This window comes from Microlunatus capsulatus (assembly GCF_017876495.1).
Classification (GTDB): domain Bacteria; phylum Actinomycetota; class Actinomycetes; order Propionibacteriales; family Propionibacteriaceae; genus Microlunatus; species Microlunatus capsulatus.
In genome coordinates, this window is the sequence record NZ_JAGIOB010000001.1 from 568,353 (window position 1) to 595,298 (window position 26,946).

The 26,946-nt window shown below is 75.5% G+C and carries 27 protein-coding genes and 1 pseudogene; 17 read left to right on the top strand and 11 right to left on the bottom strand.

All coding sequences use genetic code 11. The features are described 5' to 3' along the window. Position 1 precedes the first annotated feature (1 nt). A complete protein-coding gene (glgB, locus tag JOF54_RS02585) occupies positions 2 to 2,239 on the top strand; it encodes a 1,4-alpha-glucan branching protein GlgB (protein ID WP_210052726.1) in 2,238 nt (745 codons plus the stop codon). Between the two features lie 11 nt (positions 2,240 to 2,250). Continuing rightward, complete coding sequence (locus JOF54_RS02590; protein ID WP_210052728.1) at positions 2,251 to 3,042, top strand: NUDIX domain-containing protein; 792 nt, start codon at positions 2,251 to 2,253, stop codon at positions 3,040 to 3,042. A gap of 51 nt (positions 3,043 to 3,093) precedes the next feature. On the opposite strand, the gene JOF54_RS02595 is transcribed toward JOF54_RS02590, so the two are convergent. Further along, entirely contained in the window at positions 3,094 to 3,813 is a 720-nt protein-coding gene (locus JOF54_RS02595) for an alpha/beta fold hydrolase (RefSeq protein WP_210052730.1), read from the bottom strand. Between the two features lie 53 nt (positions 3,814 to 3,866). Here JOF54_RS02595 and JOF54_RS02600 point away from each other — a divergent pair, with 53 nt between their 5' ends. Continuing rightward, the gene (locus JOF54_RS02600; protein WP_307803757.1) at positions 3,867 to 4,826 is read left to right on the top strand and encodes a helix-turn-helix transcriptional regulator; all 960 of its coding nucleotides are present in this window, start codon (positions 3,867 to 3,869) and stop codon (positions 4,824 to 4,826) included. 9 nt (positions 4,827 to 4,835) lie between these two features. Here the strand turns inward: JOF54_RS02600 and JOF54_RS02605 are convergent, their stop codons facing one another. After that, the gene (locus JOF54_RS02605; protein WP_210052732.1) at positions 4,836 to 5,762 is read right to left on the bottom strand and encodes a tetratricopeptide repeat protein; all 927 of its coding nucleotides are present in this window, start codon (positions 5,760 to 5,762) and stop codon (positions 4,836 to 4,838) included. Between the two features lie 120 nt (positions 5,763 to 5,882). Between JOF54_RS02605 and pgm the strand changes: the two genes are divergently transcribed. The 5 genes from pgm to JOF54_RS02630 all read left to right on the top strand — a co-directional run bounded on the left by pgm (position 5,883) and on the right by JOF54_RS02630 (position 10,666). Then, complete coding sequence (gene pgm, locus JOF54_RS02610) at positions 5,883 to 7,523, top strand: phosphoglucomutase (alpha-D-glucose-1,6-bisphosphate-dependent) (RefSeq protein WP_210052734.1); 1,641 nt, start codon at positions 5,883 to 5,885, stop codon at positions 7,521 to 7,523. A gap of 143 nt (positions 7,524 to 7,666) precedes the next feature. Then, complete coding sequence (locus JOF54_RS02615; protein WP_245357935.1) at positions 7,667 to 8,776, top strand: spore photoproduct lyase family protein; 1,110 nt, start codon at positions 7,667 to 7,669, stop codon at positions 8,774 to 8,776. 106 nt (positions 8,777 to 8,882) lie between these two features. Beyond that, the gene (locus tag JOF54_RS02620; protein WP_210052736.1) at positions 8,883 to 10,079 is read left to right on the top strand and encodes an inorganic phosphate transporter; all 1,197 of its coding nucleotides are present in this window, start codon (positions 8,883 to 8,885) and stop codon (positions 10,077 to 10,079) included. A 10-nt stretch (positions 10,080 to 10,089) separates the two neighbouring features. Then, complete coding sequence (locus JOF54_RS02625) at positions 10,090 to 10,359, top strand: hypothetical protein (RefSeq protein ID WP_210052738.1); 270 nt, start codon at positions 10,090 to 10,092, stop codon at positions 10,357 to 10,359. 1 nt (position 10,360) lies between these two features. Beyond that, positions 10,361 to 10,666 carry a DUF3349 domain-containing protein gene (locus JOF54_RS02630; RefSeq protein WP_210052740.1) on the top strand — a complete coding sequence of 102 codons (306 nt, stop codon included), beginning with the start codon at positions 10,361 to 10,363 and terminating at the stop codon, positions 10,664 to 10,666. A 115-nt stretch (positions 10,667 to 10,781) separates the two neighbouring features. Here the strand turns inward: JOF54_RS02630 and JOF54_RS02635 are convergent, their stop codons facing one another. Next, positions 10,782 to 12,431 carry an NAD-binding protein gene (locus JOF54_RS02635; RefSeq protein WP_210052742.1) on the bottom strand — a complete coding sequence of 550 codons (1,650 nt, stop codon included), beginning with the start codon at positions 12,429 to 12,431 and terminating at the stop codon, positions 10,782 to 10,784. Positions 12,432 to 12,570: 139 nt separating this feature from the next. On the opposite strand from JOF54_RS02635, the gene JOF54_RS02640 reads away from it, so the two are divergent. Then, positions 12,571 to 13,380: an aldo/keto reductase gene (locus tag JOF54_RS02640; protein ID WP_210059294.1), complete on the top strand. Its 810-nt coding sequence runs from the start codon at positions 12,571 to 12,573 to the stop codon at positions 13,378 to 13,380. Positions 13,381 to 13,413: 33 nt separating this feature from the next. Here JOF54_RS02640 and JOF54_RS02645 read toward each other — a convergent pair whose 3' ends face one another. Next, positions 13,414 to 13,935: a DUF2000 domain-containing protein gene (locus JOF54_RS02645; protein ID WP_210052744.1), complete on the bottom strand. Its 522-nt coding sequence runs from the start codon at positions 13,933 to 13,935 to the stop codon at positions 13,414 to 13,416. A 73-nt stretch (positions 13,936 to 14,008) separates the two neighbouring features. Here JOF54_RS02645 and JOF54_RS02650 point away from each other — a divergent pair, with 73 nt between their 5' ends. Together JOF54_RS02650 and JOF54_RS02655 are read left to right on the top strand one after the other, a co-directional pair. Beyond that, the gene (locus tag JOF54_RS02650; protein ID WP_210052746.1) at positions 14,009 to 14,470 is read left to right on the top strand and encodes an Lrp/AsnC family transcriptional regulator; all 462 of its coding nucleotides are present in this window, start codon (positions 14,009 to 14,011) and stop codon (positions 14,468 to 14,470) included. Between the two features lie 61 nt (positions 14,471 to 14,531). Next, the gene (locus tag JOF54_RS02655) at positions 14,532 to 15,719 is read left to right on the top strand and encodes an acylneuraminate cytidylyltransferase (protein ID WP_210052748.1); all 1,188 of its coding nucleotides are present in this window, start codon (positions 14,532 to 14,534) and stop codon (positions 15,717 to 15,719) included. 154 nt (positions 15,720 to 15,873) lie between these two features. Here the strand turns inward: JOF54_RS02655 and JOF54_RS21715 are convergent. The 6 genes and pseudogenes from JOF54_RS21715 to JOF54_RS02680 all read right to left on the bottom strand — a co-directional run. Then, positions 15,874 to 16,908 (bottom strand): annotated as a pseudogene (locus JOF54_RS21715) (DUF6716 putative glycosyltransferase); the annotation flags it as partial. Between the two features lies 1 nt (position 16,909). Then, positions 16,910 to 17,437: a MarR family winged helix-turn-helix transcriptional regulator gene (locus JOF54_RS02660; RefSeq protein WP_307803762.1), complete on the bottom strand. Its 528-nt coding sequence runs from the start codon at positions 17,435 to 17,437 to the stop codon at positions 16,910 to 16,912. Next, entirely contained in the window at positions 17,434 to 17,973 is a 540-nt protein-coding gene (locus JOF54_RS02665) for a PH domain-containing protein (protein WP_210052751.1), read from the bottom strand. Before JOF54_RS02665 ends, JOF54_RS02660 begins: the two co-directional genes overlap by 4 nt. 5 nt (positions 17,974 to 17,978) lie before the next feature. Next, positions 17,979 to 18,143 (bottom strand): hypothetical protein, encoded by a 165-nt coding sequence (locus tag JOF54_RS02670; protein ID WP_210052754.1) that lies wholly within the window; start codon positions 18,141 to 18,143, stop codon positions 17,979 to 17,981. Between the two features lie 193 nt (positions 18,144 to 18,336). Further along, the gene (gene meaB / locus JOF54_RS02675; RefSeq protein ID WP_372443504.1) at positions 18,337 to 19,365 is read right to left on the bottom strand and encodes a methylmalonyl Co-A mutase-associated GTPase MeaB; all 1,029 of its coding nucleotides are present in this window, start codon (positions 19,363 to 19,365) and stop codon (positions 18,337 to 18,339) included. After that, positions 19,293 to 20,510, bottom strand: coding sequence for an acetyl-CoA C-acetyltransferase (locus JOF54_RS02680; RefSeq protein WP_210052757.1), 1,218 nt, complete (start codon positions 20,508 to 20,510; stop codon positions 19,293 to 19,295). The genes meaB and JOF54_RS02680 overlap by 73 nt, the downstream gene beginning before the upstream one ends. Positions 20,511 to 20,572: 62 nt before the next feature. Here JOF54_RS02680 and mce point away from each other — a divergent pair, with 62 nt between their 5' ends. The 3 genes from mce (at position 20,573) to JOF54_RS02695 (ending at position 23,917) form a co-directional block, all read left to right on the top strand. Next, complete coding sequence (gene mce, locus JOF54_RS02685) at positions 20,573 to 21,064, top strand: methylmalonyl-CoA epimerase (RefSeq protein WP_210052759.1); 492 nt, start codon at positions 20,573 to 20,575, stop codon at positions 21,062 to 21,064. Positions 21,065 to 21,151: 87 nt separating this feature from the next. After that, the gene (locus JOF54_RS02690; RefSeq protein ID WP_210052760.1) at positions 21,152 to 22,618 is read left to right on the top strand and encodes a DivIVA domain-containing protein; all 1,467 of its coding nucleotides are present in this window, start codon (positions 21,152 to 21,154) and stop codon (positions 22,616 to 22,618) included. A gap of 111 nt (positions 22,619 to 22,729) precedes the next feature. Continuing rightward, positions 22,730 to 23,917, top strand: a complete 1,188-nt coding sequence (locus JOF54_RS02695; RefSeq protein WP_210052762.1) for a coiled-coil domain-containing protein — start codon at positions 22,730 to 22,732, stop codon at positions 23,915 to 23,917. On the opposite strand, the gene nucS is transcribed toward JOF54_RS02695, so the two are convergent. Then, complete coding sequence (gene nucS / locus JOF54_RS02700) at positions 23,869 to 24,576, bottom strand: endonuclease NucS (RefSeq protein WP_210052764.1); 708 nt, start codon at positions 24,574 to 24,576, stop codon at positions 23,869 to 23,871. The genes JOF54_RS02695 and nucS overlap by 49 nt on opposite strands. A 62-nt stretch (positions 24,577 to 24,638) precedes the next feature. Between nucS and JOF54_RS21720 the strand changes: the two genes are divergently transcribed. The 3 genes from JOF54_RS21720 to JOF54_RS02715 are packed head-to-tail and all read left to right on the top strand — an operon-like array spanning position 24,639 to position 26,946. Then, entirely contained in the window at positions 24,639 to 25,862 is a 1,224-nt protein-coding gene (locus JOF54_RS21720; RefSeq protein WP_307803763.1) for a 3-hydroxyacyl-CoA dehydrogenase, read from the top strand. Next, entirely contained in the window at positions 25,862 to 26,134 is a 273-nt protein-coding gene (locus JOF54_RS02710; protein ID WP_210052766.1) for an Rv1322 family protein, read from the top strand. The genes JOF54_RS21720 and JOF54_RS02710 overlap by 1 nt, the downstream gene beginning before the upstream one ends. Next, positions 26,131 to 26,946 carry an alpha/beta fold hydrolase gene (locus JOF54_RS02715; RefSeq protein WP_210052768.1) on the top strand — a complete coding sequence of 272 codons (816 nt, stop codon included), beginning with the start codon at positions 26,131 to 26,133 and terminating at the stop codon, positions 26,944 to 26,946. Before JOF54_RS02710 ends, JOF54_RS02715 begins: the two co-directional genes overlap by 4 nt.

The window sequence follows — 26,946 nt, forward strand, 5'->3', positions numbered from 1 at the left end:
CATGGCGTTCGATCTCAGCGCAGGACTGACCGGGGAGACCCTGAGCGGCTTCCACGCCGGTCACGACACCGAGTGCTGGCGGCGGCTCGGCGCGGTCGAGGCCTCGGTGCACGACTCCGAGCGCGGCGAGCTGCACGGCACCCGGTTCTCGGTCTGGGCGCCCAACGCGCAGACCGTCCGGCTCGTCGGCGACTTCAACGGCTGGAACGGCGACGCCGGCCAGATGCACCTGGTCCCGGGCTCCGGGGTGTGGGCGCTGTTCGTCGAGGGCGTCGGCACCGGGGCGCTCTACAAGTTCGAGGTGCTCGGCAGCGACGGCGTCTGGCGGCTCAAGGCCGACCCGATGGCGCGGTTCTGCGAGGCCGCCCCGCACACCGCCTCGATCGTGCACACCAGCAGCTACACCTGGGGCGACGACGAGTGGCTCTGGTACCGCGGTCAGAAGACCCAGCACACCGAGCAGGTCAGCGTCTACGAGGTGCACCTCGGCTCCTGGCGGCGCGGGCTCACCTACGTCGAGCTCGCCGAGCAGCTGGTCGAGTACGTGACCTGGCAGGGCTACACCCACGTCGAGCTGATGCCCGTCGCCGAGCACCCGTACGAGGGCTCGTGGGGCTACCACGTCACCGGCTACTTCGCCCCGGTCTCGCGCTTCGGCTCCCCCGACGAGTTCCGCTTCCTCGTCGACAGCCTGCACCGCGCCGGCGTCGGCGTCATCGTCGACTGGGTCCCCGGGCACTTCGCCACCGACCCGTGGGCGCTGCAGCGCTTCGACGGCACCGCGCTCTACGAGCACGAGGACCCGAAGCTGGGCTGGCACCCCGACTGGGGCTCCTACATCTTCAACTTCGGCCGCAACGAGGTGCAGAGCTTCCTCATCTCCAACGCCTACTACTGGCTGGAGGAGTTCCACATCGACGGCCTGCGGATCGACGCCGTCGCCTCGATGCTCTACCTCGACTACTCCCGCGACGCCGGCCAGTGGATCCCCAACAAGTACGGCGGCAACGAGAACCTCGAGGCCGTCTCGCTGCTGCAGCGGGTCAACCAGCACAACTACGCGCGCAAGCCCGGGATCATGATGATCGCCGAGGAGTCGACCTCCTGGCCGGGCGTCACCCGCGCCGTCGACGCGGGCGGGCTGGGCTTCGGCTTCAAGTGGAACATGGGCTGGATGAACGACTCCCTGCGCTACCTCGGCCGGGAGCCCGTCTACCGCCAGCACCACCACCACGAGATGACGTTCGCGATGGCGTACGCCTACTCCGAGAACTACATCCTGCCGATCAGCCACGACGAGGTCGTGCACGGCAAGGGCTCGATGTTCGAGCGGGCCCCCGAGGACGCGTGGCGCAAGTTCGGCACCCTGCGCGCCTTCTACTCCTTCATGTGGTCCCACCCCGGCAAGCAGCTGCTGTTCATGGGCACCGAGTTCGGCCAGCGCCGCGAGTTCTCCGAGCAGCGCAGCCTGGACTGGGAGGAGAGCGCGGCCCCCGGCCACCGGGGCGTGCAGCGCCTGGTCAAGGACCTCAACGCGATCCAGAAGGCGAACCCGGCGCTGCACGCGCTCGACACCGACCCCGCCGGCTTCTCCTGGATCAGCGCCGACGACCGGGGCGGCAACGTCTTCTCCTACCTGCGCTACGACGGCGAGGGCCAGATGATCGCCTGCCTCGCCAACTTCGCGGCCGAGCCGCGGACCGACTACCGGATCGGCCTGCCGGCCGAGGGCGTCTGGGAGGAGATCCTCAACACCGACTCCGAGGTCTACGACGGCACCGGCCAGTTCGGCAACCTGGGCCGCGTCGTCGCCGGTGCGGTGCCCTCGCACGGCTACCCGGCCTCGGCGACGGTGACGATCCCGCCGCTCGGTTCGGTCTGGTTCCGCTTCCTGCCGGTCGCGGAGGAGGCGACGCCGGAGGAGGACGCGCGGGTCGAGGCCGGCCAGCGGGCGGTGGCCAAGCAGGCGTCGCCGCGCTCGCGGACCCGGGCGGTGACCACCACCGCGCCCGAGGCCGGCGCCGACGACGCCTCGGCCGCGCCGAAGCGGTCGCGCCGCTCGAAGGCGGACGCCAAGCCCTCCCAGCCCGCGGCGACGGCGGGCACGGCCTCGGCCGCCCGCCCCGACGCCAAGAACAAGGCGGCCGTCGCGTCGCCGTCCTCGGCGGCGGAGACCCCCGTCGAGGACCCGGCCCCGGCCCCGGCGAAGCGCGGGCGCACCCGACGCTCCGCCGGCTGACCGGCGCCGGGGTGCCCGACCTGGGGCTGACCGTCGCCGTCGACGGCGACACCGCCGTCCTGGCCTGGAGCGGCGTCGCCGGCGAGGCGGAGGCGGCCGGGCTGGTCGAGTCGGTGTCCGCGGCCGCCGCCGCGGCGCTCGGCGGACCCGGGGTGCGACGGCTGCAGGCCGCCGTAGCCGCCGAGGACGGCTGGGGCCGGCGCGCCCTGCTGCTGGCCGGCTTCCGGCTGGAGGGCGTCCGCCGGCAGGCCCGGCCCGACGGCGAGGGCGGCCACCAGGACGAGTGGTTGTTCGCCCGGCTGGCCGGCGACGTCGTCAGCGGCCCCGACGGGTTCTCGGCGGTGATGAGCTCGGCGCTGCCGCGCAAGCGGCTGATCGCCCACGTCCTGCTCCGCGACGTCGAGGGCCGCGTCATGCTCTGCGAGACCCGGTTCAAGGCCGACTGGGAGCTGCCCGGCGGCATCGTCGAGGCCGGCGAGCCGCCCCGGCTGGGCGCGCTGCGCGAGCTCCGCGAGGAGCTGGGCGTCGAGTGGCCGGTCGGCCGGCTGCTGGTCGCGGACTGGATGCCGCCCTACCTGGGCTGGGAGGACGCGCTCGAGCTCGTCTACGACGGCGGCCTGGTGAGCGAGGACGACCTCGACCGCTTCGTGCTGCAGCCCAGCGAGATCATCCAGGCCCGGCTCTGCACGCTGGAGGAGGCGGCCGCCCTGGTGACGCCGCTCTCCCACCGCCGCCTGACCCTCGCCGCCGGCCTCGGCCCGGGCGAGACGGCCTACCTCGAGGACGGCCTCCCGCCCCGCTGACAGCACCGCTCCCTGAGACCGTCGAAGGGCCGCCCGGCGCCCGTCGAGGCCTCAGCCCTCCGCGGGCAACCCGTCGAGCAACCGGGCCAGCGCCTGCGGCCGGGTGAGCATCGGCCAGTGCCCGGAGTCGAGGTCGACCAGGTCCACCTCGGCGGCGCGGGCCAGCTCCGGGAGGTCGCCGGCGGCGATCCACGCGCGGGCGTCGTCGGGGCTGAACTCCGGGCAGACCAGCGTCACGGGCACGGCGTAGCGGCCATCGTCACCGAGCCGCAGCTCCGCCCGGGCGACCCCGGCCGGGACCGGCACCGCCGCGGCGGCGAACCGGCGGCGGGCGTCCTCGTCGAGGTCGACGGAGTCCGGACCCTCGAAGGCCGTCCAGCCCGGGAAGGGCATGACGTCGTCGACGACGGGGAAGAAGTCGGCGTACGCGGTGCCGTCCGCGCCCGGGAAGCCGCCGACGAGCACCACCCGGGCGACGTCGGCCGGCCGGCGGTCGGCGACCAGCCACGCGAGCGAGGCCGCGGCGGAGTGGCCGACCACCACCGGGCGCTCGGCCGCGTCGACGGCGGCGACCACCGCGGCCAGCTGGTCGTCGAGCGTGGCGGTCGTGGCGCCGTCGTCGGCCCCGGGGAGCGGCGGGACGACGGGCCGGTGGCCGAGCCGGGTCAGCTCGGCCGCCACCGCGTCCCAGGCGTCGCCGGTGAGCCAGAGACCGGCGAGCAGCACGACGTCGCGGCCGGAGGGGGCGGGGGTGCCGGAGGGGGAGGTCATGGCCCGACGCTAGAGCCCTTCCAGGACGGTCGGCGTCCTGGTTCACTGACGACGTGATCGTCGACGACGGCAGCCCCACCGCCCGCGCGCTGCGGACCCTCGAGCTGCTGCAGCGCCACCCGGGGCTCACCGCGGCCGACCTGGCGACCCGGCTGGGGGTCTCCGACCGCGCCGCCCGCCGCTACGTCGCCATCCTGCGCGAGGCCGACATCAGCGTCGACTCCACGCCCGGCCGCTACGGCGGCTACCGGCTGGGCCGCGGGCTCAAGCTGCCCCCGCTGGTGTTCAGCAGCACCGAGGCGCTGGGGCTGGTGATGGCGGTGCTCGACGGCGAGCACGCCGCCGCCGACGCGGGCGAGCCGGTGGGTGCGGCGCTGGGCAAGATCATCAGCGCGCTGCCCCCCGACGTCGGCCGGCAGGCCGCGCTGCTGCGCGAGCACGCGCTGGCGGCCCCGCCGCGGCGCACCGCGCGGCCCGACCCGGACACCACGAGCCGGCTGGTCGAGGCGGTGGCCGACCGCCGGCAGGTGCGGATCGGCTACCGGCCGCGGTCCGGCGTCCCGCACACCGTGCAGGTGGAGCCCTGGGCCGTCGTCGTGCGCGGCGGTCTCTGGTACCTGCTGGGCCTGGCCCACGGGCCGGACGCGCCCCGGACCTACCGGGTGGACCGCGTCGTCACCCTCGAGGTGCTGACCGCCCGCTGCGTGCCGCCGGCCGACCTGGACGCCGTCGGCTGGCTGGAGCGGCACCTCGGCACGGGCCGGGCCTTCGCCACCAGCGTCGTGCTCGGGGCGCCGGTGGAGGCCGTCGCGCCCTGGGTGAGCCCCACCATGGGCGAGCTGGTCGCCGTCGACGCGGAGTCGTGCCGGCTCACCGGCACCACCGACAACCCGGAGATGTACGCCGGGGAGTGGCTGGCGGCCATCCCCTTCCCGCTCACCGTCGAGGGTGGGCCCGAGCTGCGGGCGGCCGTCGGCGCCCTGGCCGGCCGGCTGGCCGCCGCGCTGGGGTGAGCCGGGGGCTCAGAACAGGGCGGACATCAGGTCGCGGCGGCCCTTGAGGACCCGCTCGTCGGCGTTGCCGAGGGTCTCGAAGAGCTCCAGCAACCGGACCCGGACGGTGTTGCGCTCGTCCCCGGCCGTGCGCCGCACCAGGGCGGTCAGCCGCGCGAAGGCCAGCTCGGCCTGGCCGGTCAGCATCTCGACGTCGGCCGCGGCCAGCTGGTCCTCGACCGACGACGAGGTCGAGGCGGCGGTCAGCACGGCCTGCGGGTCGAGCCCGGAGGCGCGGGCGAAGAGGCCGGCCTGGGCGCGGCCCGCCTTGGCCTCGGCGTCGTTCGGGTCGGCCTGCAGCAGCCGGTCGAACTCGGCGACGGCGGTGTCGAAGTCGCCGTTCTCGATGGCCTGGTCGGCGGCGGCGAAGCGCGGGTCGGGACCCGCCTCGGCCTCCTCGTCGGGCTCGGCGGGCCCGCCGACGGGGTCGGCACGGCCGACGACGCCGTTGGCCACCGCGGCGGTCAGCAGCTGGTCGAGGTAGGCCTGCACCTCGGCCTTGGGCAGCACGCCCTGGAACAACGGCGCCACCTGGCCGCCGATCAGCGCGATGACGGTGGGCACGGCCTGCAGCTGGAGGGCCTGGACGATCCCGGGCGCGGTGTCGACGTCCAGCCGGGCCAGCAGGAACTTGCCCTCGGAGGCGTTGGCGATCTCGGCCAGCGCCGCCGACAGCTGGGCGCCGGAGGAGACCCGCGGGGAGTACAGCTCGACGACGACCGGGTGCTGGACCGAGCGCCGGATCGTCTCGGCCTCGAAGGTCTGCTCGGTCACCTCGAGCACGTAGCTGGCCCCGCCCCGGGGGGACCCGGCCGCGCCCGCGGGCGGCTGCTGGGCCCGCGCGGCGAGCTGGGAGAGGTCGATGGCACCGGCACGGCTGAAGCTGGACGAACTCATGCGCCCCATCCTGCCGCACGGCTCCCGGGGGCCCGTCGAGGTCTCACCCGTCCCGGCCGCCGGGCCCGCCCCGGACGGCCCACCTCCCGCGCCGGAGCCCGTTCGGCCACAATGGCGGGCATGGCTCACCCGCGCGCCGGTCAACCGGCTCTCCCCGAAGACCTCATCGACGTCGATGCCGTGGTCTCGGCCTACCACGACCTGGTCCCCGACCCGGCCGACCCCGACCAGCAGGTCGTCTTCGGCACGTCCGGGCACCGGGGCTCCAGCCTGGACACCGCGTTCAACGACGCGCACATCGCCGCCACCACCCAGGCGATCGTGGAGTACCGGGCCGCGCAGGGGATCGCCGGGCCGCTCTACCTCGGCAAGGACACCCACGCGCTCTCGGGCCCCGCCTGGACCACGGCGATCGAGGTGCTGCTGGCCAACGACGTCGACGTGCGCTGCGAGGGCGACGACGACTTCACCCCGACGCCCGCGGTCTCGCGGGCCATCGTGGTGCACAACGCCGAGCTGCCCGAGGGCGACGCCCAGGCCGCCGACGGCATCGTCGTCACCCCCTCGCACAACCCGCCCCGCGACGGCGGCTTCAAGTACAACCCCCCGCACGGCGGTCCGGCCGACTCCGACGCCACCAGCGTCATCGCCGACCGCGCCAACGCCCTGCTGGGCGACCCGTCGCCCATCCGGCGCCGGCCCTTCGCCGAGGTCAGCGACCGGCTGGTCCGCTTCGACTACCTCGGCGCCTACTGCGAGGACCTGCGCAACGCCCTCGACCTCGACGCGATCCGCGACGCCGGCGTGCGCATCGGCGCCGACCCGATGGGCGGGGCCAGCGTCCAGTACTGGGACTACATCGCCGACCGGCTCGGCCTGGACCTCACGGTGGTCAACGAGAAGGTGGACCCGCAGTGGTCCTTCATGACCCTGGACACCGACGGCAAGATCCGGATGGACTGCTCCTCGCCGAACGCGATGGCCAGCCTGATCGGCCAGAAGGACCGCTTCCAGATCTCGACCGGGAACGACGCGGACTCCGACCGGCACGGGGTCGTCACGCCCGACGCCGGGCTGATGAACCCCAACCACTACCTCGCCGTCGCCATCCAGTACCTCTACGGGCACCGGCCGGGCTGGCGGCCCGACGCGGCGGTCGGCAAGACGCTGGTCTCGTCCTCGATGATCGACCGGGTCGCCGCCGACCTCGGCCGGACGTTGCTCGAGGTGCCCGTCGGCTTCAAGTGGTTCGTGCCCGGGCTGCGCACCGGCGAGATCGCCTTCGGCGGCGAGGAGTCCGCGGGCGCGTCCTTCCTGGCCCGCGACGGCAGCACCTGGACCACCGACAAGGACGGCATCCTGCTGGCCCTGCTGGCCAGCGAGATCCAGGCCGTCACGGGGCTCTCCCCCAGCCAGCACTACGCCGCCCTCACCGAGCGGCACGGCTCCCCCGCCTACGCCCGGGTCGACGCCCCGGCGACCCGCGAGCAGAAGGCGAAGCTGGCCAAGCTGGACCCGTCGGCCGTCGAGGCGACGGAGCTGGCCGGGGAGGAGATCACCGCCAAGCTGACGACGGCGCCCGGCAACGGCGCGGCGATCGGCGGCCTCAAGGTCACCACCGCCTCGGCCTGGTTCGCCGCCCGCCCCTCGGGCACCGAGGACGTCTACAAGATCTACGCCGAGTCCTTCCAGGGCCCCGAGCACCTGGCCCGGGTGCAGGAGGAGGCCCGCGCGGTCGTCTCCGCGACGCTGGGCGGCTGACCCACCGACCCGTCAGCGCCGGTGGTGGCCCCGGCGACCACCGGCGCTGACAACTCAGGGTGGGGTGCGCAACGTGACGCCCGCCACGGCCCGTGCGTACCCCGACCGGAAGATCGGCCCCGGCGGGGGCGTTGTACCCCTCGATGACCGCCCCGCTGATCGACCTCCCCGCCGCCCCCGCCCCCACCCGGCTCTGGACGCCCAAGCGCGTCCTGGTCACCCGGGCCGCAGCGGAGCAGCCGCACACCGCCGAGATCCTGCGCCGCTGCGAGGCGGCCGGCGTCGAGGACATCACCCTGCTCACCAACGACCGGCTGACCGGCCTGCGCGGGGAGACCGAGCGGGAGACCTACGCCCGGGCCAAGACGACGCTGGCCGTCGTCGTGGCCCCGCCGAGCGCGCTCAAGCCGCAGCCCATCCCGCCCAGCGCGGACTGGCGCATCGACCTGGCCAAGGGCTGCCCGGCGCACTGCCAGTACTGCTACCTGGCCGGCTCACTCAGCGGCCCGCCCGTCACGCGGGTCTACGCCAACCTCGACGAGGTGCTCGACGGCGTCCGCACCCACGCCGGGCTCGGCACCGTCACCAGCGGTACCGCCGAGCGCGGGCACGAGGGCACCACCTTCGAGCTCTCCTGCTACACCGACCCGCTGGGCATCGAGCACGTCACCGGCTCGCTGGCCGAGGCGGTCCGCCGGGTCGGCGCCGGCCGCTACGGCGACGGCGTCTCCCTGCGCTTCACGACGAAGTTCGACGACGTCGCCGACCTGCTGGCCGTGGACCACCAGCGCCGCACCCGCGTCCGGTTCTCCGTCAACGCCCCCGAGCTGGCCCGCCGCTTCGACGGCGGGACCTCACCGCTCGCCGGCCGGCTGACGGCGCTGCGCTCGCTGGCCCTGGCCGGCTACCGCGTCGGGCTGACCATCGCCCCGGTGATGGCCTACCCGGGCTGGCGCGAGGGCTACGCCGACCTGCTCGACCAGGTGGGCCTGGCCCTGGACGGGGTCCCCGACCTCGACCTGACGACCGAGATCATCACCCACCGGTTCACCCCGGCCAGCAAGGACGTCCTGCTCGGCTGGTACCCGCACACCAAGCTCGAGATGGACGAGGACGCCCGCACCCAGAAGCGCTCCAAGTTCGGCGGCGTCAAGTACGTCTACCCCCGTCAGACCATGGCCGAGATGCGCTCCTGGTTCTCCACCGAGCTGGCTTCCCGGCTGCCCGGCGCCCCGCTCCTGTACTGGACCTGAACCCCAGGTCGGCGCAGCGCGGCGCCAGATGAACACTTCGTGAACCTCTGCGTCCCGGGGCCGCTCCGGATCGACGCGCACCCGTGAGAAGGACGACGATCTTCCCGTGACCGAACCCCTGTTCATCCTCGCGATCGTGATCGCGACGGCGCTGGTCTTCGACTTCACCAACGGCTTCCACGACACCGCGAACGCGATGGCCACCTCCATCGCCACCGGTGCCCTCAAGCCCAAGGTCGCGGTGGCCCTCTCGGCGGTGCTCAACCTCGTCGGCGCCTTCCTCTCCATCGAGGTGGCGCTGACCGTCAGCAACAAGGTCGTCAACATCCAGGGGTCCGACGGCGCACCCGTCGCGGCCCTGATGGGGACGCCGATCCTCACCATCGTCTTCGCGGGCCTGGTCGGCGGCATCCTCTGGAACCTGGCGACCTGGCTGCTGGGGCTCCCCTCCTCCTCCTCCCACGCACTCTTCGGCGGCCTCATCGGCTCCGCCATCGCCGCGCTCGGGCTCTCCGGCGTCAAGTGGGACGGCGTCATCTCCTCGATCGTCATCCCCGCCGTCGCCGCGCCCGTCGTCGCCGGCCTGGTGGCCGCCGTCGGCACCCGGCTGATCTTCCGGACCGTCGCCAAGGTGCCCGAGGAGCGCCGCGACCGCGCCTTCCGCTGGGGCCAGATCGGCTCCGCGTCGCTGGTCTCGCTGGCCCACGGCACCAACGACGCCCAGAAGACGATGGGCGTCATCACCCTGGCGCTGATCGCCTACGGCAGCTGGACCGACCTCGGCGCCATCCCGTTCTGGGTCAAGGCCGCCTGCGCGCTGGCCATCGCCGCCGGCACCTACATCGGCGGCTGGCGGGTCATCCGCACGCTGGGCAAGGGCCTGGTCGAGATCAGCTCCCCGCAGGGCATGGCCGCCGAGACCGCCTCCGCGGCGATCATCCTCTCCTCCAGCCACCTCGGCATGGCGCTCTCGACGACGCACGTCGCCACCGGCTCGATCCTCGGCACCGGCCTCGGCCGCAAGGGCGCGGAGGTCCGCTGGGCCGTCGCCGGCCGGATGGCCGTCGCCTGGGTCATCACGCTGCCCGCGGCCGCCGTCGTCGGCGCCCTGTGCTGGGGCCTGGCGCACCTGGTCGGCGGCTGGGCGGGCGTCGCGCTCGTCTTCGTCGTCCTGGTCGCCGCCGCGACGGCGATCTTCCGCCACTCGCGCAAGAACGCCATCGACCACTCCAACGTCAACGCCGACTGGGACGGCGGGCTCGTCCCCGCCGCCGACCCGGTCCGCCCGACCGTGAACGCCTGAGGAGCCCGACGTGGAGATCCTGACCAAGTCCCTCGAGGCCCTGTGGCAGGTCGTGGCCGTGGGCCTGCTGCTCGGCGCCGGCCTGCCCGCCCTGTTCGCCCTCGGCGTCCGGGCGCTGGAGAGCGACCGCGTGCTGCTGGCGGCCGACGGCGGCGAGATCAGCAGCCGCGCCTCGACGGGCGGCAAGACGTTGGCCGTGCTGTGCTTCGGCGTCACCGCCCTGGCGGTCGTCTTCGGCATCGTCGTGGTGATCTTCGGCAAGCAGCTGTTCGGGAGCTGACGTGCCCCTCAGCAGCTTCCTGGCCTCGGTCGTGGGCTGGCTCCGCGCGGGCTACCCCGACGGCGTGCCGGAGTCGGACTACATCCCCCTGGTCGCCGTGCTGGCCCGCCGGCTGACGCCGGAGGAGGTCCGGGCGGTGGCCGTCGAGCTCGGCCGCGAGGGCCGGCTGCCGATCGACGACACCGACATCGGCACGGTCATCACCAAGATCACCGCCGACCTGCCCCGGCCGGCCGACGTCGACCGGGTCCGCTCCCGGCTGGCCCTGGGCGGGTGGCCGCTGGCCGACCCGCGCACCCCCGCCTGAGGGGCAGCCGAAAAAAAGATCCGGCAGACGTGTAACGCCGGCGGCCCCCGCGACGATGTGGCGGGTGAACCCGGACCGCTACCTGAACCCCCGAGCAGGCAGCGCTCCGGGTTCGCTACGTCCCGGGGGTCCCGGCGGGCGGCCGGACGGCCTTCGTGGCCCGCAGCATGCGGGCCAGGCCCGCCCGGGTGGCCACCACCGCGAGCCGGTCGCCGGCCTCGACGGGACGGTCGGCCCACCGCCAGTCCCAGCCGCCACCGGCGGGCGCCACCGCCAGCAGCCGCGACACTCCCTCCTCGGCCAGCGAGCACAGCGACCGCCCCGGGGCCGCCGAGCCGGCGTGCACCGTCACCTCGGTGAACAGCAGCACGCGGCGTCCGACGGGGAAGATCACCTCCCGCCGACGGCCCAGGGCCGCGGCGGCGAAGGCCGGCGCCGCCAGCATCGAGACGCTGCGGGTGGTGCCCAGCTCCAGCCGTCGCTCGACGCGGGCGGCCAGCTCGTGGTCGAACATCCGCGTCACCACCCGGACCCGGGGGTTGACGTCCCGGGCGACCAGGGCGATCTCCAGGTTCACCGCCTCGTCGTCGGTGACCGCGACGACGGCCACGGCCCGGGCGATGCCCGCGACCGCCTGGGCGGCGGCGTCGCTGGCCGGCCCGATGACGACCGGGATCCGCAGCCGCCGGGCCTCCAGCACGCCGGGCACGTCCTCGCTGCGCTCGACGGCCACCACGGGGACGCCGCGCGCCTTCAGCTGGGCCGCGACGGCGGTGCCCACCCGGCCCAGCCCGCAGACGACGACGTGGCGGCGCGGCCGGCCGCGGACCCCACCGGTGATCGCCGCCAGCCGGGCGCTGACCAGCGCGTCGACGATGACGGCGGTGATGCCGGCCGACAGCACCAGCCCGAACAGCTGGATGGCCACCGCGCCGAAGCGGAACGGCACGCTCAGGTCGCCCAGGTCGCCGTCGCCGGTGTCGGTGGAGGTGGTGAGCGCGCGGTAGAGGGAGACCAGCCAGCTGCTGCCGCCCGCGTGGAAGTACAGGGTGCTGAGCAGCACGAGGACGACGATGCCGACGACGACCACCCGGGCCCGCCGGTCGAAGACCCGGGCCAGCGCCCCCGGGACGCCGCTGCGCCGGGCGTCGCTGCGCGGCGGGGCCACCAGCGCGGTGCCCAGCACGACGTCGCCCGGGCCGGCGGGCAGCACCGCCTCGATGCCCGTGAGCCGGGAGTTGGCCAGCACGGCCAGCTCCTCGCCGGTCACCCGCTCGCGCGGGCCGGCGGCGACCATCCGGCCGCCGATCTCGAAGGCCTGGGTGTCGGCGGTGGCCAGCGCGGCGGCGACGAAGGCCGGGCCGGCCAGCTCGGCCGGCGACAGCAGCGTGACGTCCCCGATCAGCTCGGTCAGCGTGGTGCCCAGCCGGGGGTTGGCCATCTCGATGACCAGCCGCACCTCGGGCGCCAGCTCCTCCACCACCAGCGCGAGCCGGAGGGCGCCGACGTCGTCGTCGCCCAGCAGGACCACCGCGCGGGCCCCCGGCACGCCGACCGCGCGCAGGTCCGCCTCGCCCACCCGGCGGGGCGCCGCCACCACCCGGGCACCGAGGGCCTCGACGTCGGCGACCGCGCCCGGGTCCCCGCCGCCGGGCGCGAGGACCACCACCTCCTCACCGGTCCGGACCAGCTCCTCGACCAGCCGGACCGCGGTGGTGTCGGCGCCCACCACGACGAGGTGCTGACGGGGCGGGGGCACGGGCACCCGGTCATGCTAGGGGCGCCCGGGCCACCGCGGGGGGCGCCTGCAGGGGCGTCGGACCGGTGACTAGGGTCGTCCTCGGCCTGCACCACGACCCACCACCACACCGAGGAGCCCCGTGCCCGACGTCCCCACCCTGACCATGAACGACGGCCGCACCATCCCCCAGCTGGGGTTCGGGGTGTTCCAGATCCCCCAGGACGAGACCGAGGTCGCGGTGACCACGGCCCTGGAGGCCGGCTACCGGCTCATCGACACCGCCCAGGGCTACCAGAACGAGGAGGGCGTCGGCGCCGCGCTGGCCGCCTCCGACGTCGCCCGCGAGGACGTGTTCGTCACCACCAAGCTCACCAACGGCGAGCAGGGCTACGACTCCACCCTCCGGGCCTTCGACGCGAGCATGGAGAAGCTCCGCCTCGACGTGCTGGATCTGTTCCTCATCCACTGGCCCCTGCCGATGTTCGACCTCTACACCGACACCTGGAAGGCCTTCGTCCGGCTGCAGGAGGAGGGCCGGATCGCCAGCATCGGCGTCTCCAACTTCGAGGTCGAGCACTTCGAGAAGCTGGCCGCCGAGACCGGCGTCGTGCCGGCCGTCAACCAGATCGAGCTGCACCCGCAGTTCCCGCAGGCCGAGCTGCGCGCCTACCACGCCGAGCACGGCATCCTCACCGAGTCGTGGGGCCCGATCGGCCAGGGCAAGGGCCTGCTGGAGGACGAGCGGGTCCGGTCCGTCGCCCGCAAGGTCGGCCGGACGCCCGCCCAGGTGGTGCTGCGCTGGCACGTGCAGCTGGGGCTCGTCGTGATCCCCAAGTCGGTGACGCCCAGCCGGATCGCGGAGAACATCGCGATCTTCGACTTCGCGCTCGACGACGACGACCTGGCCACCATCGCGCAGGTGGACACCGGCGGGCGGCTCGGGCCGGACCCCCGGACCTTCGACCGCCGCTGAGGTCCCGGTCCTGGGGGAGCCGGCCGGCTCCCCTCAGGCCAGCAGCGCGAGCCCCTTGACCAGCCGGTCCACCCGGTTGCGCGGGCCGACGACGCTGACGGCGGCCAGCCCCAGCTCCCCGGCCGGGCTGGCCGCCACCGCCGCCCGGTACTCGTCGTAGACCCGGGTCGACTGCGCGGCGTGCGGCATGTCGGCGACGAAGACCCCCTCCGCGGCCACGGCCCGCGCCCGCAGGTCGGCCAGCCGGTCCGCGCCGGCGCCCAGCACCGTGCAGCCCGCCCAGGGCAGCCCGCGGTGGGTGGAGCCGTCGGCGTCGACGGCGTCCGGTCCCAGCAGGCCCTCGACCCCCACCCCGGTCGCCGCGGCCGCGCAGACGGCGGCGTTCACGGCGCGGCCGGGCGGCAGCGCCTCGTCGACGACGACCACCCACTTGAGCCGGGCGGCCCGGGTGGGGGCGGCGGTGTCGACCTCCTCGGGCCGGAAGCCGACCCGTGCGTCGGCGGTCTCGTCGGTGTCCGGGGCTGGCGCGGACTGCTGGCTCGTCGTACGGTTCACGCGGACGAGGCTAGGCACGCGTCCCGGAGAGCCGCAAGCGATCCGTACATGATCCGGCGGAGGAGGTCCACAGGTGGTCCTGGACGCACTTGATGCGGCGATCGTGCGCGAGCTGCAGGTGGACGCACGGCGGACCAACCGCGACGTGGCCGCCGCCGTCGGCGTCTCCCCCACCACCGCGCTGGACCGCACCCGGGCCCTGCGCGAGCGCGGGGTGCTGCGCGGCGCGATCCTCGACGTCGACCTGGCCGCTCTCGGCCGGCCGGTCCAGGCGCTCGTCGCCGTGCGGATCCGGCCGCCGTCGCGCCGGGTGATCGAGGGCTTCCGCTCCTGGGCGGCCGGGCTGCCGGACATCCTCGGGGTCTTCGTCACCTCGGGCACCGAGGACTTCCTGCTGCACGTCGCCGTGCCCGACAACGAGGCGCTCTACGCCTTCGTCGTGGACACCCTCACCGAGCGGGCCGAGGTGGCCGACGTCCGCACCTCGGTGGTCTACGAGCACCTGCGCAACCACCGGATCCGCCCCGCGGGCTGAGGCGGTCACGGGACACCTGCTGTTCACGTCGCGGCAAGGTGGACGACCTAGCGTGCGCCGCATGAGTGGTGCTGAGCAGCTGCGCACGGTGGCCGTCGTCCCCGCCCGCGGCGGGTCTAAGGGCGTGCCGGGCAAGAACCTGCGCCGCGTCGGCGGGGTGCCCCTGGTGGTCCGGGCCGTCCGCGCCTGCCGGGCCGCCGCCCGGGTCGACCTCGTGGTGGTCAGCACCGACGACGACGCCATCGCCGACGCCGCCGCGGCCGCCGGCGCGCACGTCGTCCGCCGCCCACCCGCGCTGTCCGGGGACACCGCGACCTCGGAGTCGGCCCTCCTGCACGCCCTCGACGCTCTCGACGGCGAGCCGACGACGCTGCTCTTCGTGCAGTGCACCAGCCCGTTCCTCGACCCGGCCGACCTCGACGCCGGGGTCGCCCTGGTCGCCGACGGGCACGCCGACTCCGCCTTCTCCGCCGTCGAGACCTATGAGTTCCTCTGGCGCGCGCAGCCGGGCGCCGGCGCCGTGCGCACCGTCGCCGGGGTCAACCACGACGCCAGCCACCGCCCGCGCCGGCAGGACCGCGAGCCCGACTGGCGCGAGACGGGGGGCTTCTACGTCGTCGACGTCGCCGGCTTCCGGGCCGCGGGCCACCGCTTCTTCGGCCGCACGGCGGCGGTGGCCGTCCCCGAGGCGACGGCGCTGGAGATCGACAGCCCGGCGGAGCTCGCGATGGCCGAGGCGCTGGCCGCGCTGGTCGACGCGCGCGCCGACGAGCCCGTGCACGTCGACGCCGTCGTCACCGACTTCGACGGCGTGCACACCGACGACGCCGCCCTGGTGGACGCCGCCGGGCACGAGGCCGTCCGGGTCAGCCGGGCCGACGGGATGGGGGTGGCCGCCCTGCGCGCGGCCGGCGTCCCGGTGCTCATCGTCTCCAAGGAGCGCAACCCGGTGGTGAGCGCCCGCGGGGCCAAGCTGGGCGTCGAGGTGCTGCAGGGCGTGGACGACAAGGTCGCCGCGCTGACGGGCTGGCTGGCCGCGCAGGGCCTGGACCCGGCCCGGGTGGCCTACCTCGGCAACGACGTCAACGACCTCGGTCCGCTGGGGATGGTGGGCTGGCCGGTGGCGGTGTCGGACGCGCGGCCGGAGGTGCTGGCCGTGGCGCGGCTGGTGCTGCGCCGCCCGGGCGGCCAGGGAGCCGTCCGCGAGCTGTGCGACCGGGTGCTCGCAGCACGCGCGACGTCCGCCTGAGAGCCGTCAGCACCCGCTCGCCGCGGGCCACCCCGCGCACCGAGAAGGCGAGCCGCAGGTGCTGCCGGACGACCTGCCCGGGCGTCGACGGCGGACCGGGCGGGACGGGCGGCAGTCCGCCGCCCCGGCGCGTCTCCACCAGCGCCCCGAGCCGGACCAGCCAGTCGGCGTCCTCGTCGGGGTGGAAGTAGTTGTCGGCTAGCCAGTCGGGGTCGGGGCGGCGCAGCCCGCCGTCGGCCAGCGCGTCGAGCGGGCCCAGGCAGCCCGAGCCCTCGAAGACGAGGTTGATCATCTCGGCCGAGACGCCGAAGTCGTCGGCCACCAGCAGCGGGCGGCCCAGCGCGATCGCCTCCAGGGCCGCCGTCGAGGAGACCGTGACCAGACCCCGGGACGCGGTGACGGCCTCGGCCATCCCGCCGGTGGCGAAGGTGACGGCGTCCGGCGCGACCTCGCCGCGGGCCACGAGGTCGGCCCAGAGCACGTCGTACGGGTGCTCCTCGCGGTGGGTCTGCTGCTCCCCGGCGCCCGCCCGCAGCTTCACCACGGCCGGGGCCGCGGCGGCGAGGGAGCGCAGGACGTGCTCGCGGTCCTCCCGCGCGGGCGGCACCCGGGCCTGGGAGGCGAAGACCAGCGGGGCGTCGGGTCGCTCGGCCGGGTCGACGACGGGCAGCGGCCGCGCGGGCAGGAAGGGCAGCCGGGCCAGCCCGAAGCCGAGCTGGGGGGCGATCCCGTCCGCCGCCCGCAGGAACGCGACCCGCTCGCGGTGGCTGTGCACGAGGAAGAGGTCGCAGCTGCGGCGGAACGAGACCGCGCGCGGCGAGGCGGGGATGCTGATCCCCGGCAGCCCCGTCAGCAGGACCGGGCGGCGGGCGCCGCGCAGCACCGGCAGGGCCGTCAGCCGCGCGACCACGGGCCCGGTGCAGGCCAGCAGGACGACGTCGGGGCGCTCCCGCAGCAGCAGCGCGGCGAGGGCGGGCAGGCCGAGGGTCTCCACCGGCGTCGCCGGGTCCCCGCCCGCCCGGCCGGCCGCCGCCACCTGCGCCGGTGAGGGCATCACGGCGTTGCGCAGCAGCACCTGCCGGCTCTGCCAGCCGGCGGGCAGGGTGGCCAGGGTGGCCACGCCCCACTTGAGGTAGGAGTCGGTGTCGGCCACCGCCAGCACCCGGACCGGCGCGGTCGAACCGGCCACCTCAGGCGTCCTCGGGCAGCTCGAAGTCCCCGGCGGCGCGACGGGGCGTCGTCAGCAGGGCGGTGAGCTCGTCGCACTGGGCGTCGCTCAGCGCGCCGAGGGCGAAGTCGGCGCCGACGATCGCCTCGGTGGCCTGCTGCATGACGGCCCTGCCCTGCGGCGTGATGGCGGCCAGCACGGCACGGCCGTCCTCGGGGTGCGGGTTGCGGACCAGCAGCCCGGCCGCTTCCAGCCGGTTGACCAGCGGGGTGACGGAGGTGGCGTGCACCTGCAGCCGCTCGCCGATCGTGCCCAGCGAGAGCGAGCCGCGGCGCGAGAACGAGAGCAGCACCAGCACCTCGTAGCGGGCGAAGGTGAGACCCAGCGGGCGCAGCAGCTCGTCGAGCTCGGTGAGCACCAGCTGGTGCACGCGCATCAGCGAGGTGACGGCGCGCATCCGGGGCGTCTCGTCGGCGCTCCACTGCTCCGCCCACAGCCGTGACGCCTCCTGGATGGGGTCGAACGGCAGGGCGCGGCGTCGACCGCTCACGTGCCGTCGTCCCCGAGCTGCGGCGCGGTGGCCCGCAGGCCGGCCCGCTGCATCGTCTCCTGCAGGGTGCGGTCGCGCGCGTCGATGTCGCGGACGAACCGCACCTCGCTGAGCCCTTGGACCTGGGCGGCGGACTCGAACACGAAGTGACCGTAGTTGAAGATCCGCCCGACCAGCGGCTTCTTGACCGTGATGTCGAGGATCCGGCCCAGGGGCACGCTGGCCCGCTGGACCGAGAAGGTCCCGTGCACGCGGAACACCCGCTGGTTGGTGATGACGAAGCGGTCGCGGTACTCGTCGACGATGCTGTAGAGCGCCTGGGCGCTGACGCCGAGCGCCAGCACGAACAGCACCCAGAACAGCGGCGGCTCGAAGGCCCACGAGCTGATCAGCACCGGGACGGCGATGACGAGCCGGGTCCAGGCGCCGATGCTGGCCATCCAGTGCTTGTAGACCTCCAGCACGACGTACTCCTGCTCGCTGAGGAGCAGGTAGCGCTCGACGTGGGGGTCGAGCCACTCGACGAGGCCCGGCACGCGGGCTACGCGGCGAGGGTGGTGAAGAAGGTGACGATCGCCTGGAAGGCGCGGACGAGCGCGCCGAAGACGGTGCGGACGGCCTCCGCCGCCCCCTCGGGCTGCTGGACCAGGTAGAACAGGCAGAAGCCCACGACGAGCACGAACAGGATCTTCTTGGTCCACTTCACGTCGGACGTCCCCCCTTCCGGATCCGCACGCAGGATGTCGCGCCCTTGTCTATCCCACCCCGGCCGAGGGGGCCAGCAGGCACGCCGCGCGCGTCGGCCCTGGAAATGCAGCGCCAGTGCGCGCGGAGAGGGCTTTCCGGGCCTTCTACCGCGCACTGGCGCTGCATTTCCAGGGCGGCGGTCAGCTCCCCGCTCACCGCAGGTCGGTCCGGGCCAGCAGCGCGGCCGCTGCGGCGTAGGGGTCGGTGCCGCCGTCGCGCACCGCGGCGGCCAGGTCGTCCAGGGCCGCCGAGCCCTCCCGGCGCAGCCGCCCCGCCAGGGTGGCCAGGGCCAGCCCCTCGACCTCGCGGCGGGAGCGCTGCAGCCGCCGCCGGGCCTGGTCCCCGCTCGCCGCCTGCGCGACCCGGAAGCGGTCCAGGGCGTCGAGAAGCTCCGGCACCCCGGTCCCCTCGCTGGCCACCGTGGTCAGCACCGGGGGCTTCCACGCCCCGGGCGGCCGGTCGGCCAGCCCGACCATCGAGCGCAGCTCGCGGACCAGCGGCTGGGCGCCGTCGCGGTCGGCCTTGTTCACCACGAAGAGGTCGCCGATCTCGAGGATCCCCGCCTTGGCCGCCTGCACGCCGTCGCCCATCCCCGGGGCCAGCAGCACGACGGCGGCGTCGGCCGCGGCGGCGACGTCGACCTCGGACTGGCCCACCCCCACCGTCTCGACGACGACGGTCGCGCAGCCCGCCGCGTCGAAGACCCGCAGGGCCTGCGGCGCGGCCACGGCCAGCCCGCCCAGGTGCCCGCGGGTGGCCATCGAGCGGATGAGCACCTCGTCGTCCAGCGCGTGCTCCTGCATCCGCACCCGGTCGCCCAGCAGCGCCCCGCCGGTGAAGGGCGAGGTGGGGTCGACGGCCAGCACGCCGACGCGCTCCCCCCGCGCCCGCAGGGCCCGGACCAGGGCGGTCACCGTCGTCGACTTGCCCGCCCCGGGCGGCCCCGTCACCCCGACGACGAAGGCCCGGCCGGTGTCGGGCGCCAGCGCCGCCATGATGGAGGGCAGCGCCGCCGAGCCGTCCTCGACCAGGCTGATCAGCCGGCCGACGGCCCGGGGCCGTCCGGCCCGGACCCCCGCCAGCAGGGCGTCGAGCCCGCCGGACCCGCTCAGCGGCCCGCGCTCCCGGCTCCGGCCGGCACCCGCAGGACGAGGGCGTCGCCCTGCCCCCCGCCGCCGCAGAGCGCCGCCACCCCGGTGCCGCCGCCGCGCCGGGCCAGCTCCATCACCAGGGTGAGGACCAGCCGCGCCCCGGACGCCCCGATGGGGTGGCCCAGCGCGACCGCGCCGCCGTTGACGTTGACCTTCGCGTCGACCTCGGCCGGGCTGAGGCCCAGCGCCCGGGCGCTGGCCACGCCGACGGCGGCGAAGGCCTCGTTGATCTCCACCAGGTCGAGGTCGGCGACGTCCAGCCCCGCCTTGGCGCAGGCCTTGGCGATCGCGTGGGCCGGCTGCAGCTGCAGCGAGGAGTCGGGGCCGGCGACCATGCCGTGCGCGCCGATCTCGGCCAGCACCGGCAGGCCCAGCCGCTCCGCCGCCTCCCGGCTGGCGACGACGACGGCCGCCGCGCCGTCGGAGATCGGGCTGGCCGAGCCCGCGGTGATCGAGCCGTCGGCCGAGAAGGCCGGGGGCAGCCGGCCGAGGGACTCGGCGGTCACCCCCGCGCGGATGCCCTCGTCGGCGTCGACGACGACGTCCGGTCCGCGGCGCTGCGGCACCCGGACCGCGACGATCTCCTCCCCCAGCACGCCCGCGCGGGTGGCGGCCAGCGCCCGCTGATGCGAGCGGGCGGCGAAGGCGTCGGCGTCGGCCCGGCTGACGGCGACGTCGCCGGTGTCGTGGGCGTCGGTGAGCGCGCCCATCGGCTGGTCGGTGAAGGCGTCCTCGAGGCCGTCGTGGGCCAGGTGGTCGAGCATCGTCACCGGTCCGTAGCGGTGGCCGGCCCGCGAGCCGGTGAGCAGGTGCGGGGCCTGGCTCATGGACTCCATGCCGCCGGCGACCACGACCTCGCACTCCCCGGCACGGATCAGCTGGTCGGCCAGGGCGATCGCGTTCAGGCCCGACAGGCACACCTTGTTGACCGTCAGCGCGGGCACGCTCATCGGGATACCGGCCCGGACGGCGGCCTGCCGGGCGGGGATCTGGCCGCTGCCGGCCTGCAGCACCTGGCCCATGACGACGTAGTCGACCTGCCCGGGGTCGAGCCCGGCCCGCTCCAGCGCCCCCGCGATGGCCAGCCCGCCCAGCTCGACCGCGCTCAGCCCCGACAGCGAGCCCAGCAGCTTGCCCACCGGCGTCCGTACCCCGGCGACGACGACCGCACCCATCTCCGACCTCCTGCTGCGGTGCCCGGCGGCCCCGCGCCGGCCCAGTCTGGCACCCTGGGCGCATGCCCCAGCGCGACGACGACGGCGGTGCCCCCGAGCCGGACGGCGGTCCCGGGCTCCCCGGTCTGCTGGCGGTCGACCACGTCGGCCTGGCCGTGCCCGACCTCGACGCCGCCATCGCCTTCCACACCGACGTCCTGGGCCTGGTGCTCCTGCACCGGGAGGAGAACGCCGACGCCGACGTCGCCGAGGCGATGCTCGGCGCGACCGCGGACGGGGCGGGGGCGCAGGTCCAGCTGCTGGCGCCGATCTCCCCGGAGTCCCCCATCGCCCGCTTCCTGGAGCGCTCCGGCCCGGGCCTGCAGCAGCTCGCCTACCGGGTGGCCGACGTCGACGAGGCGGCCCGCGTGCTCCGCTCCCGGGGGTTGCGGCTGCTCTATGATGCAGCCAGGACCGGGACCCGGGGGTCCCGGATCAACTTCGTCCACCCGCACGACGCCGGTGGTGTGCTGGTCGAGCTGGTCGAGCCCGCCGCGCCGCCGGAGCACGCCTGACGGCCCGACCGGCTCCCGCCCGCCGGGGGCCGACGTCACCCCCGCCCGCCGCAGGTCGCGAGGGCGGGGACAGAGAGGACACCACCCGTGAGCTCAGCTGACAACACCGGCCTGGGGCTGTTCGACGACGCCGCCAGCGCCGCCGGCAGCTTCCCCACCGCCCTGCGCGGCTACGACCGCTCGGCGGTGGACGAGTACGTCCGCAGCCTGGAGGCCGGGGTGGTGGCCACCCGTCGGCAGGCCCAGGAGGTCCGCGACGAGCTGGACCGGGTGCGCCAGGAGCAGGCCGAGCGCGCGGCCCACCCGCCCGAGGTCGACTACTCCGAGCTGGGCGGCCGGGCCAGCGACATCCTCCGGCTGGCCCAGGAGCAGGCCCGCGACCTGACCGAGAACGCCGCGGCCGAGGCCGAGCGGACCAAGGAGCTGGCCCGCCGCGAGGCCGACGGCATCCGCCGCGACGCCGCCCGGCAGGGCGAGGAGATCCGCACCGGCGGGGTCGCGCAGATCGACGAGCTGCGGGTCCGGCTGCACGAGGAGGTCCGGGCCCAGGTCGAGCACGCCCGGGCGGACGCGGAGGCGATCGTGGCCGCGGCCACCCGGCAGGCCGAGTCGCTGCGCCGGCAGAGCGAGCACGACGCGCAGAGCGTGCGCCAGGAGGCCTACCTCGACACCGAGAACCTCCGCCGGACCGTCGAGCGCGAGGCCGCCGAGGCCCGGCAGGAGATCGCGGTCGCCCGCGAGCAGGCCCTCGTCGAGCTGCGGGCCGTGCACGAGGACGCCCAGGGTGCCACCGCGGCCCTGCTCGCCGAGGCCACCGCCCACCACGCCGAGGCCGGGGCGCGGCTCGAGTCCGACGTCGCCGACGCCGCCCGGATCCGCGCCGAGGCGCTGGCCGAGGCCGAGGCCACCAAGGTGGCCGCCGCCCAGGAGGCCGACGCCCGGCTCGCGGCCGCGCAGCAGGAGGTCGCCGCGCTGCGCGAGCGCACGCAGCAGGAGTTCTCCTGGCGCAAGCAGCAGCTCCGCCGCGAGACCGAGCTGCTCAGCCAGCGCAAGCAGGCCGTGCTCAGCCAGCTGGCCAGCCTGTCGGCCCTGGCCGAGCAGACGGCGCAGACCTTCCCCGACCTCGACGAGCTGGAGCGGGACGGCGACGACACCCAGCAGCCCGGGCGCGAGGAGCTGCCCGCCGGCGACGAGGCCGAGACGACGGTGCGGGCCGCCGTGTCCGCCCCGCCCGCCCCGCCCGCCGAGCCGGAGCAGGACCACGACGAGCAGCCCCACGACGAGCAGGACCTCGACCAGCAGCCCCAGGACGAGCCGGACGAGCACGAGCGGGACGAGCACGGCGACGACGACACCGCCGAGCAGGCGGTCGTCGAGGAGCACGACGCCGACGCCGGGCCCGCCGAGGACGCGGGTCGGCGCGACGAGACCGCACCGCGCGGGATGGAGCTGCCGCCGCTCGACGGGGACGCGACGATCATGATCGCGGCCGCCGACCTGCCCGCCGGGACCGAGCACCTGCAGCGCCGCCCGGAGGACTCCGACCGGCGCTGACCGGCGGCCCGCCGCCCGCCGGGCACCCCCCGGCGGGCCGGTCCGGGCGCACTAGGCTGACCTCCGCGGTCGGGCGGCAGCCGACCCGGGGACTCACCAGGAGCAGCGGACGTGACCAGCGGGCAGCAGGACAACAGCACCACCTACGGCTTCCCGGTGGTCCGCCGGGGCTACGACAAGGCGGCCGTCGACACCTTTTCCCGCGACGCCCACGCCGAGATCACCGAGCTGCGGCACGCCTACGAGACCCTCGCCGCCCACTACGCGCAGCTGCAGGCCGAGCGTGACGCCGCGCCGGCCGCCGCCCCGGCGGCCGACTACAGCGGGCTGGGCGGCCGCGCCCAGGAGATCCTGCGGATCGCCGAGGAGCAGGCCCTCGACCTGACCGGCCGGGCCGCCGCGGACGCCGACCGGCTCACCGAGCAGACCGAGCACGAGGTGCAGACCCTGCGCGACCACGCGGTCGCCGAGCTCGACGAGGTCCGCCGGGCCGAGCTCGCCCGCCTCGACGCGCTGCGGCGCCAGGCCGAGCAGGAGGCCGGCACGCTGCTGGCCTCGGCCCGGGCCGAGGCCGAGCAGCTGCTGCAGGCGGCCCGCTTCGAGGCCGGCGCCATCCACGACGAGGCCGAGGGCCAGGCCCGGGCCGCCGTCGAGGCCGCCGAGCTGCGGGCCACGACGCTGCGCTCCGACGCCGAGCGCGACGTGCTGGCCGTCCGCCAGGAGGCCGCGGCCGAGCGCGAGCGCGTGCTGGCCGAGCTGACGCGGGAGTCCGACGACCTCCGGGCCCGGATCGAGCAGACGCTGGCCGAGTCCACCGCCCTGCACCGCCGCTCCGCCGAGCACCTGGCGGCCGAGTCGGAGGAGGCGGGCCGGCTCCGGGCCGAGGCGCTGGCCGAGGTCGAGAGGATCCGGCAGGCGGCGCAGGCCGAGGCCGACCAGCTGCTCGCGGCCGCCCGGCAGCAGGCCGCGACGGTCGAGGAGCGCTCCCGCCAGGAGTTCGCGTGGCGCCGCCGCCAGCTGCGCCAGGAGCAGGACCTGCTGACCCGCCGCAAGCAGGCGATGCTCAGCCAGCTGACGTCGCTGTCCGCGCTCGCCGTGGAGACCGCCGACAGCCTGCCCGACGTCCCGGACCTCGCCCTGGCCGAGGACCCGACGTCGCCAGCGGACGCCATGCCGGACGAGACCGCGTCAGCGGAGGGCGGGGAGGCGCCGGACGTCCAGGACAGCCAGGACGTCCCGGACGACGAGGATCAGAACAGCCGCTCGTCGGCGTTGTCCATGCCCCGCAGCACGTCGTAGTCGACCGTCACGCAGGTGATCCCGCGGTCACCGGCCAGGACGCGGGCCTGAGGCTTGATCTGCTGGGCGGCGAAGACGCCCTGCACCGCGCCGAGCAGCGGGTCGCGGCGCATCAGCTCCAGGTAGCGGGTCAGCTGCTCGACGCCGTCGATGTCGCCGCGCCGCTTGACCTCGACGGCCACGTAGCGCCCGGTGGCGTCGCGGCAGAGCAGGTCGACGGGGCCGATGGCGGTCATGTGCTCGCGGCGCACCAGCGACCAGCCGGGCCCGAAGGTCTCCGGGTGCTCGGCCAGCAGGGCCTGCAGGTGGGCCTCGACGCCGTCCTTCTGCAGGCCCGGGTCGACGCCCAGCTCGTGGGAGGAGTCGTGCAGCACCTCGGCGAGCGAGATCTGCAGGGTGTCGCCGTCGCGCCCCCGCACCTCCCACAGGGCGGTCAGCGGCTCCGGCCCGGGGACGATGTCCTGATCGGGCGGCGGGGGCGGCAGCTCGACGAGCGTGCACGGCGGGCTCATCCAGTTCAGCGGCTTGTAGGCGCGGTCGTCGGCGTGCACCGAGACCGAGCCGTCCGCCTTGACCAGGATGAGCCGGGTGGCCATCGGCAGGTGGGCGGTGAGCCGACCGGCGTAGTCGACCTGGCAGCGAGCGATCACGAGACGCACCGGGACAACCTACCGGCGCCCGCGCCCGCGGCCGACCGGTGCGCGCGTGGCAGACTCGCGCTGTGGCGGAGCGCGGACGAGCGGGTGTGGTGGGGCTCGGGGCGATGGGCTCCGGGATCGCCGAGGTGTTCGCCCGCGGCGGCTGGTCGGTCGTCGGGCTCGAGGAGCAGCCCGCCGCCCTGGACCGGGCGCGGCAGCGGCTCGCCACCTCCACGGCCCGGGCGGTCGAGCGCGGCAAGCTCGACGACGCCGGCGCGCAGGCCCTGACGGCGCGGGTCACCTACACCACCGACGTGGCCGACCTGGCCGGCTGCGAGGTCGTCGTCGAGGCCGTCCCCGAGGTCGCGGCTCTCAAGCAGGCCGTCTTCGCGCGGCTGGACGCCGTCGTGGGCCCCGACGCCCTGCTGGCCACCAACACGTCGTCGCTGTCGGTGACCGCGCTGGCCGCCGGCACCTCCGACCCCTCCCGCGTCGTCGGCGTCCACTTCTTCAACCCGGCTCCCGTGCAGCCCCTGGTCGAGGTGATCGCCACGGTGCTGACGGCCCCCGCGACCCTCCAGCGGGCCCGCGACGTCCTCGAGGGTCTGGGCAAGACGACCATCGCCTGCACCGACCGGGCCGGCTTCGTCGTCAACGCCCTGCTGGTGCCCTACCTCAACCACGCCGCCTCCTGGTACGAGCGCGGGTTCGCCACCCGCGAGGAGATCGATGCCGCCATGGTGGGTGCCGGGCTGCCGATGGGGCCGCTGGCCCTGCTGGACCTCGTCGGCCACGACGTCACCACCGCCGTCCTGCACCGGCTGCACGAGCAGACCGGGGACCGCCGGCACCTGCCGACGCCGCTGCTGACCTCGCTGGTCGAGGCCGGGCTGCTGGGCCGCAAGAGCGGCCGCGGCTTCTACACCTACGACGCCGACGGCCCGACCGACGCCCCCGGACCAGTCCCGGCGCCGGCCGCCTCGCGGGCCGGGGAGCTGCCCGAGGCGCTGCTGGTCCCCTACCTCAACGACGTGGCGACGATGGTGGGCGACCGCTACGCCACCGCGGCCGACGTCGACACCGGGATGGCTCTCGGCTGCCGGATGCCGCGCCCGTTCGACCAGCTCGCCGCGCTGGGCCCGGCGGCGACGCTGGCCCGCCAGCAGCAGGTGTTCGCCGAGACGGCCGAGCCCGGGCACCGGCCCGCCCGGCTGCTGGAGCAGCTCGCCGCCGCCGACGACCCCGACCTGGCTCTGCACGCGCTGCGGACGGCGGACGGGCGGGTCCCCGCGGGACGGCTCGGCTGATGGCCAAGCGTCCCAGCAAGCACCTGCGCACCGCCCGCCCGCTGGGCGCCGGCCACGCCGGCGCCGCCGCCAAGTCCGACGGCCGCTGGCTGGTGCGGAGCATCCCCGGCGCCTCGGCCGTCAAGACCTACCGCTGCCCCGGCTGCTCGCAGGAGATCCCCGTCGGGGTGGCCCACGTCGTCGTCTGGCCGGCCGAGCCCGCCTGGCACGTCAGCAGCGGCGTCGACGAGCGCCGGCACTGGCACACGAGCTGCTGGGAGCGCCGCCGGTGACCGCCTCCCCCGCCGCAGCGGGCACCCTGCACACCACCCGGCTGGGCGAGGCCGGTCCCCGGGTGCTGTTCCTGCACGGGCTGTTCGGGCAGGGCAAGAACTGGACCACGCTCGGCCGCTCGCTGGCGGCGACGGCGCGGGTCACGCTGCTCGACCTGCCCGACCACGGCCGCTCGGCCTGGTCGGAGCAGCTCGCCTACCCGGCGATGGCCGAGGTGGTCGGCGACGCCCTGGTCGTCGACGGCGGGGGCGAGCCCTACGCCGTCGTCGGGCACTCGATGGGCGGCAAGGTCGCCATGGCGCTGGCCCTGCTGCGCCCGGAGCTGGTCGAGCGGCTGGTCGTCGTCGACGTCGCCCCCGTGCCCACCGGCCCGATGAGCAGCTTCGGCACCTACGTCGAGGGGATGCGCGCCGTCGACCTGGAGCACCTGCCCGACCGCGCCAGCGCGGAGGCGACGCTGGAGCCCTTCGTCCCCGACCCGGTCATCCGCTCGTTCCTGCTGCAGAACCTCCGCCGCGACGGGAGCCGCTGGCGCTGGCAGATGAACCTGCGCCTGCTGGGCGACGAGCTGCCCGCGGTCGCCGGCTGGCCCGACCTCACGGGCGACCCGTGGCACGCCGAGCCCTACCCCGGGCCGGTGCTCTGGGTGCGCGGCAGCCGCTCGGACTACGTCCGCCCCGAGCACGCCGACGTCATGCGGGCGCTGTTCCCCCGGGTGCAGAGCGTCGCGGTCAAGGGGGCCGGGCACTGGGTGCACGCCGACCAGCCCGCGGTCTTCGAGTCCGTCCTCCGCAGGTTCCTGCATCTGTGA

What these genes read in the sequence shown, in the direction of transcription:
- JOF54_RS02655 (WP_210052748.1), top strand. Translation starts at nt 14,532, where the DNA reads ATGAGTGGTGCTGAGCAGCTGCGCACGGTGGCCGTCGTCCCCGCCCGC.
- JOF54_RS02640 (WP_210059294.1), top strand. Translation starts at nt 12,571, where the DNA reads ATGAACGACGGCCGCACCATCCCCCAGCTGGGGTTCGGGGTGTTCCAG.
- JOF54_RS02710 (WP_210052766.1), top strand. Translation starts at nt 25,862, where the DNA reads ATGGCCAAGCGTCCCAGCAAGCACCTGCGCACCGCCCGCCCGCTGGGC.
- mce (WP_210052759.1), top strand. Translation starts at nt 20,573, where the DNA reads ATGCCCCAGCGCGACGACGACGGCGGTGCCCCCGAGCCGGACGGCGGT.
- JOF54_RS02605 (WP_210052732.1), bottom strand. Translation starts at nt 5,762, where the DNA reads ATGAGTTCGTCCAGCTTCAGCCGTGCCGGTGCCATCGACCTCTCCCAG.
- glgB (WP_210052726.1), top strand. Translation starts at nt 2, where the DNA reads ATGGCGTTCGATCTCAGCGCAGGACTGACCGGGGAGACCCTGAGCGGC.
- JOF54_RS02680 (WP_210052757.1), bottom strand. Translation starts at nt 20,510, where the DNA reads ATGGGTGCGGTCGTCGTCGCCGGGGTACGGACGCCGGTGGGCAAGCTG.
- JOF54_RS02615 (WP_245357935.1), top strand. Translation starts at nt 7,667, where the DNA reads ATGACCGCCCCGCTGATCGACCTCCCCGCCGCCCCCGCCCCCACCCGG.
- JOF54_RS02595 (WP_210052730.1), bottom strand. Translation starts at nt 3,813, where the DNA reads ATGACCTCCCCCTCCGGCACCCCCGCCCCCTCCGGCCGCGACGTCGTG.
- pgm (WP_210052734.1), top strand. Translation starts at nt 5,883, where the DNA reads ATGGCTCACCCGCGCGCCGGTCAACCGGCTCTCCCCGAAGACCTCATC.